The organism is Polaromonas sp. YR568, assembly GCF_943371715.1.
Classification (GTDB): Bacteria; Pseudomonadota; Gammaproteobacteria; order Burkholderiales; family Burkholderiaceae_C; genus Polaromonas.
In genome coordinates, this window is record NZ_CALRVW010000004.1 from 80886 (window position 1) to 95722 (window position 14837).

Sequence of the window (14837 nt, forward strand, 5' to 3'; positions counted from 1 at the left end):
ATGTGTCAGGCGATCTTGAATCGGGACACGGACTGCCTGAGTTCTTCGGCCATGCGGGACAAATCCCGCACCTGCTGCGCCGTGGATCGCGTACCTTCTCCGGTTTGCTCGGTCACCGCAAAAATGTGCTGGATGTTGCCGGCCACCACGTTGGCCGACTCGGCCTCTCTGGAAGCCGAGTTGGAAATCTGCTCAATCAGGTCGGCCAGCCGGCGTGACACCAGGTCAATCTCGGACAGTGCGGTACCGGCGCTGTCCGACAGCTTGGCCCCTTCGACCACACCCTGCGTGGAGCGCTCCATGGCGGCCACCGCATCCTGGGTGTCGGTCTGAATCGCCTTCACCAGCGCAGAAATCTGGCGCGTCGCATCCGCGGAACGCTCAGCCAGTCGCTGCACCTCCTCGGCAACCACCGAGAATCCGCGTCCGGCTTCACCGGCGGACGCGGCCTGAATGGCCGCGTTGAGCGCCAGCACGTTGGTCTGTTCGGTAATGTCCGAAATCAGCTCGGTGATCTCGCCAATCTCCTGGGACGACTCACCGAGTCGCTTGATCCGCTTGGAGGTTTCCTGGATCTGGTCACGGATGGAGTTCATGCCGCCAATGGCGTTTTGCACTGCCTGCAAACCCGATTCGGCGGCAGTCAGGGATTGACGCGCCACCTGGGAAGATTCCTGGGCCTGGGTGGACACCTGGTTGATTCGGGTCGCCATGTCGAGCACCGACTGGCCGGTTTCGCGAATTTCCCGCAGCTGCTCGGTGGACGCTGCCAACAGCTCGGTCGAGGTGCTTTCCACCTGAGCCGTCGTCTGCGCCACCCGGGTCGCCGTGTTCTGCACGTTACCTACCAGCTGGCGCAACTCCTCCACCGTGTAGTTCACCGAGTCGGCAATGGCGCCGGTGATGTCTTCGGTCACGGTCGCTTCCTGGGTCAAGTCACCTTCAGCCACTGTCTGCAACTCGTTCATCAATCGCAAAATGGCGGCCTGGTTGGCGTCATTGACGCGCTTGGCGTCCTGCTCCATGCCTTTGGCTTCCAGTCGCTGGCTTTCAGCAACACCCTGGCGCTGCCGGCTATCCAGCACCTGCAAACGGGCCAGACCTGCCGCGCAAAGCAGTGCAAAGGCAGCAGCAGCGGCCAGCGTCGCCAGAGCCCCGACACCCAGACCGGTTTGTGACGACAGCTTGCCCTGGATGTCTTCCAGACCCCGGCGCAAAGGCTCACTGTCGGCAATGATCGAGGCCTGGGCCTCACGCGCCGACACCAGACCCTGCAAGTTGCCCAGAATCGCACCGGCCTGCACGCGGGTCTGCTCATACAGCGCCATCAGCGCCTCGAGTCGTTCGCGGGTCTGCGGGTCCTTGGAACCCGCCAGGCGCAGCTCGGGGCTGCCCTCCTGCAGGCCCTGAGCAATTTCCTTGAACGAGTTCAAATCCTTGCCCAGCAGGAACACGGCTTCAGGACTCACGCCTTCCATGGTCAGGAATTCGTTGGCGGATTTACCGATACGCTGGGTCAACATCACCAGCTGGCCAGCCGCAGAAATTTCTGCAGGCGCCGCGTTCTGCTGAAGCTTGAGCGAAGACACCGTCTCGGCAATTTCAAGCAGGTCCGACGACTGCCGGTTGATGGTGCGCAGCGCGTTGCCCACCTGCGTCAAAATCGCCTGCTGGGCCATCACGGTAGATGCATTTTTCTCGGCGCGTTCCATCAGAGGCGTCACGGTGTCGACATCCGGCTGCAGGGGATCCGCGACCGGCTCCAGCCGCAGGGACTCATCACCCGACCTCAGGCCGCGCACGGTTTTGGCCAGCACGTCCGAGCTTTCACGCACGTCCGGGAAAGCCTGGGCACTTCCCACCAGCGCCTGGGACACCGACTTCGCGAGTCGCTGCGACTGCATCAGCGACTGCCCGGTGGCGGCCACCTGCTGCGCGACCCTGTCCGCCTGGTTCAGCGCCACAAAAGTCACGGAACCGAGTACCACCACCGCAAAAGCAAGCAAGATCACCAGAATCCGCTGGTGCTCACCCATGGACCGCCGACCCAGGACCGGCAAGGCCAGTTTTTCGACATTTTCTGAAACGTCCTCGGCAGACTGGCTTTCAGGACCGTCACCGTCACCCAGGCGAGCCATGCTGGCCGAACCACCTGAAGCGTCCATGGCCCCCGTTGCCAGGGGATCGACCGACATATCCAGAGAGACACCATCCATGCTGTCCTCGGGGGGAGCAGGCTTTGTTTTGAACAGCTTCTGAATGAAAGACATGGTGGGACCTTCCTGGGAAAAAACGTGATAGCGCTAGGCGCTGATAGTCAAAAAATGGGCTTGTTGCGCCAGCAACTGCAGGTTGATTTCCTGCCAATGCGCACCGTTCGCATCCACATAGCTGTGGCCGAAAAACTCCGGCGCTTCGGGTGATCTTTCAGCAAAGTCCGTGAACGCTTCCGGATTGCGCAGACCGGCCAGCTTGTCGATCTGCAAGGCGCAATTGATCTCCAGAGCGCTGTTGAGCGCCACCAGTCGCGACTCGGTGCGTGCCAGTTCGCTACGCGCCGGCGGCATTTTGCCGGTCACAAAACTCGCCAGATCCACCACGCCGTAAAGGCCGCCTCGCAGATTGGCCACCCCGGCAAACCAGGCTTGCGTGTAGGGCACATTCTGCGCACTGACCCAGGGAAAGATTTCTCCGGACTGGTTCAAGGGGAAGAGGTATTTCCCGCCCCCTGCCTCAACCGCCAGCCAGGACGCCGAAACACCCTGGGTCTTGGCCGCCTTCAGCCTGTCGGCGAGACGGCTCTGCAGCTCTCTAAGTGCTTGTCGATTGGCCATGCTTTAGCGGGATGGGAACGGGATCAGCCCAGCGCCTTGATTTTGGCCATCAGGTCGTCGGCATCCACCGGTTTGGTGATGTAGTCCTTGGCGCCCTGGCGCATGCCCCAGACGCGGTCGGTTTCCTGATTTTTGCTGGTACACATGATGATGGGCACGTCTGCGTACAGAGGGTCCCGCGTAATGGCGCGCGTCAGTTGGAAACCATTTTGCCCGGGCATCACCACGTCCATCAGGATCAGGTCGGGTTTTTCCTCGGCCAGCCGACGAAAGGCGTCTTCCGCGTTCTCAGCGGTTTTCACGGCAAAACCTTTTTTGACCAGCAGGTCGGTCATGAACATCAACTCCGTTTTAGAGTCATCCACAATCAGAATTTTTTTAATCGCCATTACGCTACTCCTTGTTTTGCGCTACCCAGTTCCTGAACGGTGTGCAGCAACTGGTCTTTGGTAAATGGTTTGGTCAGGTAGTCTTGCGAGCCGACCATCCTGCCTCTCGCCTTGTCGAAAACACCGTCCTTGGAGGACAGCATCACGATCGGCACATTGGAAAATTTCGGATTTCGCTTGATGATGGCGCAGGTCTGATAACCGTCGAGACGAGGCATCAGGATGTCGCAGAAGATGAGGTCGGGCAGGTAGTCGTTGACTTTGGAGAGAGCGTCAAAACCATCCTCGGCCAGCAACACCTCATGGCCGCCCTGCTTCAGGAAGATCTCCGCGCTGCGCCGGATCGTGTTGCTGTCGTCGATGACCAAGACCTTGAGACCCGAACTGGTAATACTCACTGACTGTGCTCCTTGAACCGCGCCGCCGGCCCGGCGCCGCCCACTGCGCGTTTTTGTTTAGACACCTGGCGCGGCCATTCAGATCTGAACCATTTCAAAGTCTTCCTTGCGCGCGCCGCATTCAGGACAGGTCCAGTTCATCGGCACCTGGGCCCAGGGCGTGCCTGCCGCGATGCCGTGTTCCGGCGCGCCGGTTGCTTCGTCATAAATCCACCCACAAATTAAACACATCCAGGTCATTGATTGAGTCACAGCTTAAGTTGCCTTCGAATAGAATGCAACAATTGTATCGAGGCGGCGTTGCTTATTCGCTTACGAGGCAAAATTCCAGCCCTATGGCAAACCCCACCCCCACTCCTCTGGATATCCCGCAAATGGAAACAGAGGACAGCGAAACCTCTCCCGCTTGCGTGATGAGCTTCAACGCCAATGACCCCAGCGGCGCTGGCGGCCTGACGGCGGACATCAGCGCCATCACGTCCGCCGGCGCCCATGCGCTGGCGGTTGTCACCGGGGCCTATGTGCGTGACACAGCGGAAATTTTCGATCATGTTTCCTTCGATGAAGAGGCGGTCACCGAGCAGGCCCGCACGGCGCTGGAAGACATGCCGGTCGCGGCCATCAAGGTCGGTTTTGTCGGAAGCCCGGAAACCATCAGTGCGATCGCGGAAATTGCATCGGACTATGCCGATGTGCCGCTGATTGCCTACATGCCCAACCTGTCGTGGTGGGAAGAAGAAGCCATCGACAGCTACCTCGACGCCTTTCGCGAACTGATGCTGCCGCAAACCACCGTGCTGGTGGGCAACCACAGCAGCCTGTGGCGCTGGCTGCTGCCGGACTGGACCGGAGACAAAAGCCCGTCGGCGCGCGATATCGCCAAAGCCGCTTCCGAGTTCGGGGTGCCGTACACGCTGGTGACCGGCGTGCCCCTGCCGGAACAGTTCATCGACAATGTGCTGGCCACGCCACAGGCCATTCTCTACAGCGAAAAATTCGAACGTTTCGAGGCGGTGTTTGCCGGCGCTGGCGACACGCTGACGGCCGCCCTGACAGCCCTGCTGGCCAATGGCCACAACCTGCAGGCCGCCACGGCCGAAGCCCTGACCTACCTCGACCATAGCCTGGACGCCGGCTTTCATCCCGGTATGGGCAATATCGTGCCTGACCGTCTCTTCTGGGCCCAGGCCGAAGAAGACGCCATGGACGATGACGATGAAGGCAACGATCCGGGCGCCCCCCTGCTCCCCCTGCCCCCCTTTGACCTACCCCCCAATGGCACCAAACACTAGTTCCGACACCTCCCGCAATGCAGCCCTGTTCGAGCGCGCCAAACAACTGATCCCCGGCGGCGTCAATTCACCGGTACGCGCCTTCAAGGCCGTCGGCGGCACCCCGCGCTTCGTGCAGCGCGCCCAAGGCGCCCATTTCTGGGATGCCGACGGTCAGCGCTACATCGACTACATCGGCTCCTGGGGCCCGATGATTCTGGGCCATGGCCACCCCGCGGTGGTCGAAGCGGTGCAACAGGCCGTGCTCGAGGGCTTCTCCTACGGCGCACCGACCGAACGCGAAGTGGAGCTGGCCGAAGAGATCGTCAAGCTCGTGCCGTCCATCGAGATGCTGCGCCTGGTGAGTTCCGGTACGGAAGCCACCATGAGCGTGATCCGGCTGGCGCGTGGCGCCACCGGACGCAGCAAGATCATCAAGTTCGAGGGCTGTTACCACGGTCACTCCGACGCGCTGCTGGTCAAGGCTGGCTCGGGCCTGGCCACTTTTGGCAGCCCGACCAGCGCCGGTGTGCCGCCTGAAGTCGTGCAGCACACGCTGGTGCTGGAGTACAACCACATCGCCCAGCTGGAGGAAGCTTTTGCACTGCACGGCAAGGAGATTGCCTGCCTGATGATCGAGCCGATTGCCGGCAACATGAACTTTGTGCGCGCCAGTGTGCCCTTCATGAAGCGCTGCCGGGAACTCTGCACGCAACACGGCGCGCTGCTGGTGTTCGACGAAGTCATGACCGGTTTTCGCGTCGCCCTCGGTGGCGCGCAAAGCCTGTACGCACGGAGCATTCCCGGCTTCAAACCCGACATGACCGCGCTGGGAAAGGTCATAGGCGGCGGCATGCCGATGGCCGCCTTCGGTGGCACGCGCGCCGTGATGGAACTGCTGGCACCGCTGGGTTCGGTCTACCAGGCCGGCACGCTGTCGGGCAACCCGGTGGCCACGGCCTGCGGGCTGGCGACTCTGCGCGAGCTGCAAAAGCCCGGCTTTTATGAAGCGCTCGGCGAGCGCACCCGTAGCCTGGTCAGCGGCCTGACGCAAGCCGCCGCCCAGGCGGGCGTTGCTTTTTGCGGCGACAGCGAAGGTGGCATGTTCGGCTTTTTCCTGTTGGACAAACTGCCGCAGAACTACGCCACGGTGATGACGACCGACAGTCCGGCCTTCAACCGCTTCTTCCATGCGATGCTGGATCAGGGCGTGTACTACGCGCCGGCGCTGTATGAAGCTGGCTTTGTCAGTTCGGCGCACACGGCGGCCGACATCGCCGAAACCGTCGAGGCCGCAACCCGGTTTTTTGCCGCCCGCTGAACGCCGCGCAGGCCAGCCGGGAAAAAGGCCGCGGCCCGGGCAGGCATCCGAAACGCTATTATTTTAATAGCTGAACACGCTCGTGAAATAAGGGCTACAGGCACTTTTTACCAATAGCCCCCCGGACTCAATGCCGGAAGTGCCGCACGCCGCTGAGGACCATCACCACACCACGTTCGTCGGCCGCAGCTATCACTTCCTGGTCGCGCATGCTGCCGCCCGGCTGGATCACGCAGTTCGCGCCTGCATCCACGACCACGTCGAGACCGTCGCGGAAAGGAAAGAAGGCGTCGCTCGCCACCGCCGTGCCCTTGAGCGACAGGCCGGCATGACCGGCCTTGATGCTGGCAATCCGTGCCGAGTCCAGTCGGCTCATCTGTCCGGCGCCAACACCCATGGTCATGCCATCGGCGCAGAACACGATGGCGTTGGACTTGACGTACTTGGCCACTTTCCAGGCGAACATCAGGTCCTGCAGCTGGGCCGGTGTCGGCTGCAGCTTGCTGACCACCTTGATGTCGGCCAGCGCCAGTTCGTGGTTGTCGGCGGTCTGCATCAAGAGGCCTGAACCGACGCGCTTGATGTCCATCAGGTTGCGGCCCTGTTGCCAGGCCGTATCACCGCCGGGCGGCAGGTCGATCTGCAGGATCCGTACATTGACCTTGGTCTTGAAGACCTCCAGCGCCGCGGGCGTGAAGGCCGGGGCCATCAGCACTTCGACAAACTGCTTGGCGATCTGCTGCGCTGCCGCTTCGTCGAGCGGGCAGTTCAGCGCAATGATGCCGCCGAAGGCCGAAGTCGGGTCGGTCTTGAAGGCCTTGCTGTAGGCCTCCACTGCGTCCTTGCCCAGAGCCACGCCGCAGGGGTTGGCGTGTTTGACGATGACGCAGGCCGGCCCGTCAAAACTCTTGACGCACTCCCAGGCGGCATCGGCATCGGCAATGTTGTTGTAGGAGAGCTCCTTGCCCTGCAGCTGTTTGGCCGTGACCAGCGAACCCGGCGCCGGGTACAGGTCGCGGTACAGCGCGGCCTGCTGGTGCGCGTTTTCACCGTAACGCAAATCCTGCACTTTGATGAAGCGGCCATTGGCCTGGCCGGGAAACAGGCTGTGGGAGCCGTCAGGCTGGATGCCCGAGAGGTAGTCGCTGATGGCACCGTCATACTGGCTGATGCGGTTGAACGCGGCCACCGACAGGGAAAATTTGGTGGCATCAGCCAGCTGGCCGGCCGTCCTGAGCTCTTCCAGCACGCCGGCGTACTGCGAGGCGTCGGTCAGCACGCCGACATCTTTCCAGTTCTTGGCGGCCGACCGCACCATGGCCGGGCCCCCGATGTCGATGTTCTCAATTGCGTCTTCCAGCGTGCAGCCGGCCTTGGCCACGGTCGCTTCGAATGGGTAGAGATTCACGACCAGCAGATCGATGGTGTCGATGCCGTGGGTCTTCAGCGCGGCCATGTGTTCGGGCACATCGCGGCGCGCCAGCAGGCCGCCGTGCACCATCGGGTGCAGGGTCTTGACGCGGCCATCGAGCATTTCGGGGAAGCCCGTCAGTTCGGCGACTTCGGTCACGGGCAGCTTTTCGTCGGCCAGCAATTTAGCGGTGCCACCGGTGGAGATCAGCTTGATGCCGAGGGCGTGCAGCGCGCGTGCGAAGTCAACAATGCCGGTTTTGTCGGAGACGGAAATCAGGGCGTTCATGCGTGTCTTTGGTTTCTGGGAAGGGGGTGCGACGATCGGGTCACTTGATCAGCTTGTGTTCAACGAGTTTCTTGCGCAGAGTGTTGCGGTTCAGGCCCAGCCATTCGGCGGCACGCGACTGGTTGTGGTCGGCATGCTGCATCACCACCTCCAGCAAGGGCTTTTCGACCACGCGCACCATCATGTCGTACATGCCGTCCGGCTCCGTGCCGCGCAAGTCCCTGAAATAGCCTTCCAGGCTGGTGCGTACGCATTCTTCTATGTGTTTCTTGCTCATGCGGGCTCCCCTTCCTTCTTTTTCTGTTCTGCTGCATTGTCGCCGACGGCCGGATGCGCCAGCCCGGCACCCACCACGGGCATGCGGTCCATGCACAAGCCGAGCGCGTCAAAAAAGTCCGCCACCGCCTGCCATTGCGCCTGGCTGTCGTCCAGCAGGTTCATGCGGCTGCGGAAAGCCTCGCCACCCGGCAGCGTCCGGACATACCAGCCGATGTGCTTGCGCGCCGACCTGACGCCGCTGAAGTCGCCGTAGAGTGTGTAGTGGTCCAGCAGATGATCGAGCAGCAGGCGTTTGACCTCGGCCACCAGCGGCGGCGCAAGATGCGTGCCGGTCGCCAGGAAATGCGCGATCTCGCGAAAAATCCAGGGGCGGCCCTGGGCGGCACGGCCCACCATCACCGCATCGGCACCGGTGTAAGCCAGCACGTCGCGGGCTTTCTCGGGCGTGTCGATGTCGCCGTTGGCGACCACCGGAACGACGACGGCAGCCTTGACGGCGGCAATCGTGTCGTACTCGGCCTGGCCCTTGTAACCCTGCTCACGCGTGCGGCCGTGGACCGTGAGCATCTGCACGCCCGCGCTTTCAAAGACACGCGCCAGCGCGACGGCGTTTTTATGCGATTCGGCCCACCCGGTGCGCATTTTCAGCGTCACCGGCACGCCGCGCGGTTCGCAGGCGGCCACCACGGCCTGAACGATGGCCAGGGCCAGCGGTTCGTCCTGCATCAGGGCGGAGCCGGCCCATTTGTTGCAGACCTTCTTGGCCGGGCAACCCATGTTGATGTCGATGATCTGCGCGCCGCGGTCGATGTTGTAGGCAGCGGCCTCGGCCATCATCTGCGCATCGGTGCCGGCAATCTGCACCGCAATCGGCGCCACTTCCCCGTCGTGGTTGGCACGGCGCGAGGTCTTCAGGCTGTCCCACAGGTCGCGCCGCGAAGTGACCATTTCACTGACCGCGTAACCCGCCCCCCCGGCCTTGCACAGACGCCGGAACGGCCGGTCGGTGACACCCGCCATCGGCGCGGCAAACAGGTTGTTCGCCAAAACGTAGGGGCCGATGTTCATGGGAATGGGAGGCAGGGTGTGGATGCTCAAAAACGAGGCATGATTGTAACTGCCCAAAATTTCAGCAATTGAAATTTGCACACGGCGATGCAGGCGTCTGCCTTACAGCCAAAACCTGAGGCTCTACCTATACTCACACCAAATGGAACTCTGGTTACAACACCTGATCGAGGCCCTGGCTCTGCCCGAGTACGGCTTGAGCACGGTGTTTGTGGTCTCGTTCATCTCCGCCACCTTGCTGCCGCTGGGTTCCGAGCCGGTGGTCTTCGGCCTCGTCAAGCTCAGCCCGCACCTGTTCTGGCCGGCCGTGCTGGTGGCCACCGCGGGCAACACGCTGGGTGGCGCGCTCGACTGGTGGCTCGGTTATGGCGCCCACAAGGTGGTGGACAAGTATTCGCACTCCTCGCACCACAGCCGGGCCATCCGCTGGCTGGAAAAGCTCGGACCCAAAGCCTGCCTGCTGGCCTGGCTGCCTGGGGTCGGCGACCCGCTGTGCGCGGTGGCAGGCTGGCTCAAGTTTCCGTTCTGGCCCTGTGTGGCCTACATGGCCGTCGGAAAATTCGCGCGTTACGTGACGATGACAGGCGCTCTGGTCTGGGCTTTTCCGGGCAGCATCCGGTTTTGGGGCGGGTAGAAGGCCCCCACGGTCGCTCACTTCGCGTAGCTCCCGAGGCCTTGCAGGCCGCGGCTCGCGAGACGCTTCGCCTCTGTCGCCTGTCCAAAGCTGCTCAAGCAGCTTTGGAGCCGCAGGCTCCAGCCCCTCGGGGGCCGTTGCGCCTGCGCCCCGGCTTGAACGGAGAAGACACGGGCTACCCAAAAGATGGGGTACTGGTCGAAAGCTAGAACCGTTCGGCAGGCAGCAGATAGCGCCACTGTCCCATCGGCAGGCTGCTCATGGATACCCGCCCGACACGAATGCGTTTCATCGCCTGCACGGTGAGTCCGACGCTTTCACACATGAAGGCAATTTGCCCGGGGCGTTCGCCCTTGAGCGCAAAACGCAGACGGGTCTCGTTTTGCCAGCTCACTTTCGCTGGCGGCAACAACACGCCGTTGAAGGTGAAGCCATGGTCGATGCGATTGAGCCGCTGCAGGCCGCCCGGCGCGATGGTACCGGTCACGTCCACGATGACCTCGTGCTCCATGACCACGGCGTCTTCGCTGAGCTTGCGCGCCACGCGCCAGTCCTGCGTGAAAACCACCAGGCCGCTGGCCGGGGTGGCCAGCGGTGTCACCAGCGTCAATGCACTGACATGTTTTTTCAGGGGCCGGATGCCCGAGCGGTCGTCTTTCGCGTGGTTGGCCGGCACGAGCAATTGCGCAGACGGGTTGGCGGGGCGCTTGCTCCCTGCATCCAGGCCGGCGTCGTAGCCTGGCGGCTTGTTCAGCAGCAGCGTGACCGGCGTCAGCGCCAGCAGGCTGGCGTCCGGGTCGAGTTCGACTTTCTGGTCCAGCACGCGGTGCTGCGGCTCTTCCACGACCACGCCATCGACGCGCACCCAGCCGCCTTCGATGTACTGCTCGGCTTCGCGGCGCGAGCAGTTGAGCATCTGGGCCAGATGTTTGGCGAGGCGGACGGGTTCAGTCATGGACGCGGGAGGTCTCAGGGTGGTACAAAAAACATGCTATTGAATAAATAGCGGCTTGCGCCCGCCAGCAAAGGGCTGACGGCATAAAACACTCTCAACCCGGGGCCAACGCCCGCGCCCTAGCTGCTGAACAGGAAATTCATCACGTCGCCATCCTTGACGATGTACTCCTTGCCTTCGCTGCGCATCTTGCCGGCGTCCTTGGCGCCCTGCTCGCCCTGGTAGGTGATGTAGTCGTCAAAGGCAATGGTCTGGGCGCGGATGTAGCCCTTTTCGAAATCGGTGTGGATCACGCCGGCCGCCTGCGGCCCGGTGTCGCCGACATGGATGGTCCAGGCGCGCACCTCTTTCACACCGGCGGTGAAATAGGTCTGCAGGCCGAGCAGCTTGTAGGCGGCGCGGATAAGGCGGTTCAGCCCGGGTTCTTCCTGGCCGATCTCGGCGAGGAACATTTTTTTGTCCTCTTCCTCCATGTCGGCCATCTCGGCTTCCATCTTGGCGCAAATGGCCACGACAGGCGCATTCTGACTGGCCGCGTAGGCACGCAGCTTGTCCAGGAAGGGGTTGTTTTCAAAGCCGTCTTCAGCCACATTGCCGACGAACATGGCCGGCTTGGCGGTGATCAGGAAAAACTGCTTGAGCAACGGCTGCTCTTCCTTGCTGAACTCCAGCGTGCGCACGGGCTTGGCTTCATTGAGGGCCGCCTGGCATTTTTCCAGAATCGCCACCAGCTTGATCGACTCCTTGTCGCCCGAGCGCGCGGTTTTCGTCACGCGGTGCAGGGCTTTTTCGACCGCTGCCAGATCCGCCAGGCACAGCTCGGTCTGGATCACCTCAATGTCGGAAATCGGGTCCACCTTGCCGGCCACGTGGATCACGTTGTCGTCCTCAAAGCAGCGAACGACGTTGACAATCGCATCGGTCTCACGGATGTGCGCGAGAAACTTGTTGCCCAGGCCTTCCCCGGTGCTGGCGCCTGCCACCAGGCCGGCGATGTCGACAAACTCGACAATCGCGGACTGGATCTTCTCGGGCTTGACGATGGCCGCCAGCGCCGCCAGCCGCGGATCGGGCACCTCCACGATGCCGACGTTGGGTTCGATGGTGCAGAACGGGTAGTTTTCCGCTGCGATGCCCGCCTTGGTCAGGGCATTAAAAAGGGTGGATTTACCGACGTTAGGCAAGCCTACAATACCGCACTTCAGACTCATGAAAAACCTTCAAAAACAGGCTGAGAAGTGTATGCGATACGCAGCAGGCCGGGGAATCGGCTTGCTGACAGCCCTGCTTCTGGCTGCATTCCTCAGCCTGCTGGGCACGGCCAGCCAGGCCCAACCGCTGGTCGTTCTCGACGACAACACCCCCGTGTCGGACCTGCAGGCCAGCAGCCTGGTGTGGGTGGATGCCGATGCCGGCGCCACGATCGAACAGATGGTTGCGGGCGACTTCCGGCGTTTGATGAGCCCTGCCCGGGCAAACGCCCACTACACACTCGGACCCGAGGCCGCGCTGTGGCAGCATTTCCGCTTCAAGAGGTCCGTCGACTCCAGGCAGGACTGGCTGCTGGAGTTCCCCTTTCCCATGCTCGACCTGGTGACCGTGTTTCAGCGCGACCGCGCGGGTCGCTGGAACAGCCAGACGGCGGGCGACACCATGGCCGTTTCCAGCTGGCCCGAGCCGGGCCGTCATGCGCAGTTTCATCTGGCGCTGGAAGACGACACAACGCATGACGTGTATGTCCGCATCAAGCATGTGACGCCGGCCCATTTTCCGGTCATTGCCCTCTCCGGCCAGGCCCGCAGCCATCAACTGCAGCTCGACTACATGATCATTGGGGTCGTGCTCGGCACCCTGCTGCTGCTGATCGTGGCGGGCGCCGCGCAAAGCTGGGTCTACCGCGACTGGGCCTACGGCTGGTATGCCGTCTATGCCGCCATCATGACCCTGGTCGTCGCCACCACGAGTGGCATGGCCGGCCACCTGCTGTGGAGCAACTTTGCGGACTGGAACAACGCCGTCCAGGGTGTGCTGGGCTTGCTGGGCGGCAGCGCGGCCCTGCTGGTGGTTCGCAAGCTGTGCGGCATCGCCGGCCGCCACCGCTGGTTTGACCAGACGGTGTACGCCACCGGCCTGGCCGGCCCCGTGCTGGCTTTTGCCTACGTCGGGCTGGACCGGCAATGGGGTGTCCACCTGATCGGCGCCTACCTGCTGGTGATCGTGGTGCTGGGACTGGCGACCGCCTACGCCACTTGGCGGCGCCAGGACGTGGTGGGCGCCTGGGTGCTGGCGGCCTTCACCCCGCTGGCACTGAGCACCGCGCTGGCAGCGGCCCGGATTTTTGGCTGGGTGCCGACCTCCTGGCTGTCGCAATATGCCTTCATGCTGTCGCTCGCCGTCGAGGTGCCCTTGCTGCTGGTGGCCCTGAACATCCGTTCCCGCGAAAGGCATGGGGTCGAGGCCCGTGAGCAGGCCATGGCCAGCCAGGATGCACTCACCGGCCTGTTGGCCAGGCACCTCTTTGAAGACCGGCTCAAGCAGGTCGTGTCCCGCGCCAAACGGCACGGGGAACCGGCCGCCGTGGTGTACGTGAAACTGGTGAACTACGACTACGTCAAACGCAGCTACGGCATCGCCGTGGCCGAGCAAAGCCTGCTGCGCAGCGTGATCAAGCTGCGCCGCATCATGCGCGACGTCGACACCGCGGGCCGGGTCGATGAAGCCTGTTTTGGCCTGATCATGGAAGGCGTCTCCTCGCGCGAGGTGATCACGGCCATGGCGGCGCGGCTGATCGCGGCCGGCCTGATGCCGCTCAAGGGTCTCAAGCCCGAAGTCATCCTGCAGTTTCACATCGCCGGTGTGCTGCTCAGCGAGAAGCTGATGGAAGGCCCCGAACTCTCCAGGGCACTGGAAGCCATGCTTTCGGGCATGGCGGCGCGCACGCGCCGGCCCATCCGTTTTCTGGAGCCTGAACTGACCCGGCCCATGCCGCTGGCGGCGGACTCCGGCTTCGATGAGGCCGATGGCCACAGCCAGCCCGCCTAGGCAACGACAAGGCTCAGTCGAAGTTGTAGTTCGCCGTGACGCTTTGCCCCACCCTGAGCAGGTGGTCGTTGCCCTGCAGCACGATGGCATTCATGCCAAAACTCACCGCTCCCTTGAGGCGCGGGTCCTGCCGGTAGGTCTGCAGGGTGTCGCCGACCTCGGGGCTGCTCAAGGCTGTGGCCGGGTCGATATTGGGAATCGGGCAACGCGCGCAGGGCTTGACCGGCTTGAGCTGTACCACGCCCTGTTCCGTGGCAATTTTCAGCAGGTCGAGCCGGTCTTCATCGTGCGGCACAAGTTCGCTGGCACCGGGCGCATCGCCGATCACGATATTCGGCCGGAAACGCGCCATGCCGACAGCCGTAGCGCCCGCGGCCTGCAGCTTTTCATTCAACCCTGCCAGCGAAGCTTCACTGAGCACCAGCACCGGGTAGCCGTCGCTGAACTGGTTGAGAGCCTCCACGTCGCCTGTCCATTGCCGGCTGGACACGCGCTTTTCCTCGGGATCAAAACGTACCAGCCGCGCCTTCACGCCGAGGAAATCGCTGAACCACTGGGCCGCGATGGGTCCCATGTCGTAAGCCTGGGCCTCGTCGTCCCAGATCGTGACGCGCAACGGCTCCTGCACCTGGTCGAGCGCAATATGCAGCGCCAGCATACCGGGTGCACGCAGGACCATGTCGTGGTACTTGAGCTGGGGCTGGATCAGCGCCATGCGCGGCAGCTCACGCTGCGTCAGGAAGGAACCCTCCTCGTCAACCACCATCCAGGCCCGGTCAAATTCGAGCCCTGTTTCGGTCAATATCGCTTCCTGCACCTGCACCCCGGCGCAGGACTTGACGGGATAGACCCACAGCCCGGTAATCACCGCCCCGACGTCGCCCGACGCGGCGCCCGATGTTTCGCTCATTGATTCACGCACGTGTCAAACCCTTCAAAAATTCAGT

Annotated in this window: 15 protein-coding genes; 4 read left to right on the plus strand and 11 right to left on the minus strand. The window is 62.7% G+C overall.

The annotated features are described in order from the left end of the window. Positions 1-5: 5 nt before the first annotated feature. The 5 genes from AAG813_RS04535 to AAG813_RS04555 all read right to left on the minus strand — a co-directional run bounded on the left by AAG813_RS04535 (position 6) and on the right by AAG813_RS04555 (position 3873). Positions 6-2270: a methyl-accepting chemotaxis protein gene (locus tag AAG813_RS04535; protein ID WP_341912274.1), complete on the minus strand. Its 2265-nt coding sequence runs from the start codon at positions 2268-2270 to the stop codon at positions 6-8. Positions 2271-2303: 33 nt separating this feature from the next. After that, positions 2304-2834: a chemotaxis protein CheW gene (locus tag AAG813_RS04540; protein WP_341912275.1), complete on the minus strand. Its 531-nt coding sequence runs from the start codon at positions 2832-2834 to the stop codon at positions 2304-2306. 23 nt (positions 2835-2857) lie between these two features. Further along, complete coding sequence (locus tag AAG813_RS04545) at positions 2858-3223, minus strand: response regulator (RefSeq protein ID WP_304833774.1); 366 nt, start codon at positions 3221-3223, stop codon at positions 2858-2860. Further along, positions 3223-3621 carry a response regulator gene (locus AAG813_RS04550; RefSeq protein WP_096699843.1) on the minus strand — a complete coding sequence of 133 codons (399 nt, stop codon included), beginning with the start codon at positions 3619-3621 and terminating at the stop codon, positions 3223-3225. Before AAG813_RS04550 ends, AAG813_RS04545 begins: the two co-directional genes overlap by 1 nt. Before the next feature lie 78 nt (positions 3622-3699). Next, positions 3700-3873, minus strand: a complete 174-nt coding sequence (locus AAG813_RS04555; RefSeq protein WP_096671274.1) for a rubredoxin — start codon at positions 3871-3873, stop codon at positions 3700-3702. A gap of 83 nt (positions 3874-3956) precedes the next feature. Between AAG813_RS04555 and AAG813_RS04560 the strand changes: the two genes are divergently transcribed. Then, on the plus strand, positions 3957-4913 hold the full coding sequence (locus tag AAG813_RS04560; protein ID WP_341912278.1) for a bifunctional hydroxymethylpyrimidine kinase/phosphomethylpyrimidine kinase: 957 nt from the start codon (positions 3957-3959) through the stop codon (positions 4911-4913). Continuing rightward, positions 4897-6213 (plus strand): glutamate-1-semialdehyde 2,1-aminomutase, encoded by a 1317-nt coding sequence (gene hemL / locus AAG813_RS04565; RefSeq protein WP_341912280.1) that lies wholly within the window; start codon positions 4897-4899, stop codon positions 6211-6213. Before AAG813_RS04560 ends, hemL begins: the two co-directional genes overlap by 17 nt. 127 nt (positions 6214-6340) lie before the next feature. Here the strand turns inward: hemL and purH are convergent, their stop codons facing one another. Genes purH through dusB form a run of 3 tightly spaced genes read right to left on the minus strand, consistent with a single transcriptional unit; the run spans position 6341 to position 9259 of the window. Then, the gene (gene purH / locus AAG813_RS04570) at positions 6341-7912 is read right to left on the minus strand and encodes a bifunctional phosphoribosylaminoimidazolecarboxamide formyltransferase/IMP cyclohydrolase (protein ID WP_341912282.1); all 1572 of its coding nucleotides are present in this window, start codon (positions 7910-7912) and stop codon (positions 6341-6343) included. Positions 7913-7952: 40 nt separating this feature from the next. Continuing rightward, the gene (locus AAG813_RS04575) at positions 7953-8189 is read right to left on the minus strand and encodes a Fis family transcriptional regulator (protein WP_300542112.1); all 237 of its coding nucleotides are present in this window, start codon (positions 8187-8189) and stop codon (positions 7953-7955) included. Further along, positions 8186-9259 carry a tRNA dihydrouridine synthase DusB gene (gene dusB / locus AAG813_RS04580; RefSeq protein WP_341912284.1) on the minus strand — a complete coding sequence of 358 codons (1074 nt, stop codon included), beginning with the start codon at positions 9257-9259 and terminating at the stop codon, positions 8186-8188. Before dusB ends, AAG813_RS04575 begins: the two co-directional genes overlap by 4 nt. A 142-nt stretch (positions 9260-9401) precedes the next feature. On the opposite strand from dusB, the gene AAG813_RS04585 reads away from it, so the two are divergent. Next, entirely contained in the window at positions 9402-9893 is a 492-nt protein-coding gene (locus tag AAG813_RS04585) for a YqaA family protein (protein ID WP_341912286.1), read from the plus strand. Positions 9894-10098: 205 nt separating this feature from the next. Here AAG813_RS04585 and AAG813_RS04590 read toward each other — a convergent pair whose 3' ends face one another. Together AAG813_RS04590 and ychF are read right to left on the minus strand one after the other, a co-directional pair. Continuing rightward, positions 10099-10848 carry an rRNA pseudouridine synthase gene (locus AAG813_RS04590; RefSeq protein WP_341912288.1) on the minus strand — a complete coding sequence of 250 codons (750 nt, stop codon included), beginning with the start codon at positions 10846-10848 and terminating at the stop codon, positions 10099-10101. A gap of 119 nt (positions 10849-10967) precedes the next feature. Next, entirely contained in the window at positions 10968-12059 is a 1092-nt protein-coding gene (gene ychF, locus AAG813_RS04595) for a redox-regulated ATPase YchF (protein ID WP_341912289.1), read from the minus strand. A 31-nt stretch (positions 12060-12090) separates the two neighbouring features. Between ychF and AAG813_RS04600 the strand changes: the two genes are divergently transcribed. Next, positions 12091-13890 carry a 7TM diverse intracellular signaling domain-containing protein gene (locus tag AAG813_RS04600; RefSeq protein ID WP_341912291.1) on the plus strand — a complete coding sequence of 600 codons (1800 nt, stop codon included), beginning with the start codon at positions 12091-12093 and terminating at the stop codon, positions 13888-13890. 13 nt (positions 13891-13903) lie between these two features. On the opposite strand, the gene AAG813_RS04605 is transcribed toward AAG813_RS04600, so the two are convergent. Further along, on the minus strand, positions 13904-14800 hold the full coding sequence (locus tag AAG813_RS04605; protein WP_341912294.1) for an MOSC N-terminal beta barrel domain-containing protein: 897 nt from the start codon (positions 14798-14800) through the stop codon (positions 13904-13906). Positions 14801-14837: the final 37 nt, after the last annotated feature.

Bases quoted from the DNA above. Each gene is read 5' to 3' on its own strand.
- AAG813_RS04535 (WP_341912274.1), bottom strand. From the start codon at position 2,270: ATGTCTTTCATTCAGAAGCTGTTCAAAACAAAGCCTGCTCCCCCCGAG.
- AAG813_RS04540 (WP_341912275.1), bottom strand. From the start codon at position 2,834: ATGGCCAATCGACAAGCACTTAGAGAGCTGCAGAGCCGTCTCGCCGAC.
- AAG813_RS04545 (WP_304833774.1), bottom strand. From the start codon at position 3,223: ATGGCGATTAAAAAAATTCTGATTGTGGATGACTCTAAAACGGAGTTG.
- AAG813_RS04560 (WP_341912278.1), top strand. From the start codon at position 3,957: ATGGCAAACCCCACCCCCACTCCTCTGGATATCCCGCAAATGGAAACA.
- hemL (WP_341912280.1), top strand. From the start codon at position 4,897: ATGGCACCAAACACTAGTTCCGACACCTCCCGCAATGCAGCCCTGTTC.
- purH (WP_341912282.1), bottom strand. From the start codon at position 7,912: ATGAACGCCCTGATTTCCGTCTCCGACAAAACCGGCATTGTTGACTTC.
- AAG813_RS04575 (WP_300542112.1), bottom strand. From the start codon at position 8,189: ATGAGCAAGAAACACATAGAAGAATGCGTACGCACCAGCCTGGAAGGC.
- dusB (WP_341912284.1), bottom strand. From the start codon at position 9,259: ATGAACATCGGCCCCTACGTTTTGGCGAACAACCTGTTTGCCGCGCCG.
- AAG813_RS04585 (WP_341912286.1), top strand. From the start codon at position 9,402: ATGGAACTCTGGTTACAACACCTGATCGAGGCCCTGGCTCTGCCCGAG.
- AAG813_RS04590 (WP_341912288.1), bottom strand. From the start codon at position 10,848: ATGACTGAACCCGTCCGCCTCGCCAAACATCTGGCCCAGATGCTCAAC.
- ychF (WP_341912289.1), bottom strand. From the start codon at position 12,059: ATGAGTCTGAAGTGCGGTATTGTAGGCTTGCCTAACGTCGGTAAATCC.
- AAG813_RS04600 (WP_341912291.1), top strand. From the start codon at position 12,091: ATGCGATACGCAGCAGGCCGGGGAATCGGCTTGCTGACAGCCCTGCTT.
- AAG813_RS04605 (WP_341912294.1), bottom strand. From the start codon at position 14,800: ATGAGCGAAACATCGGGCGCCGCGTCGGGCGACGTCGGGGCGGTGATT.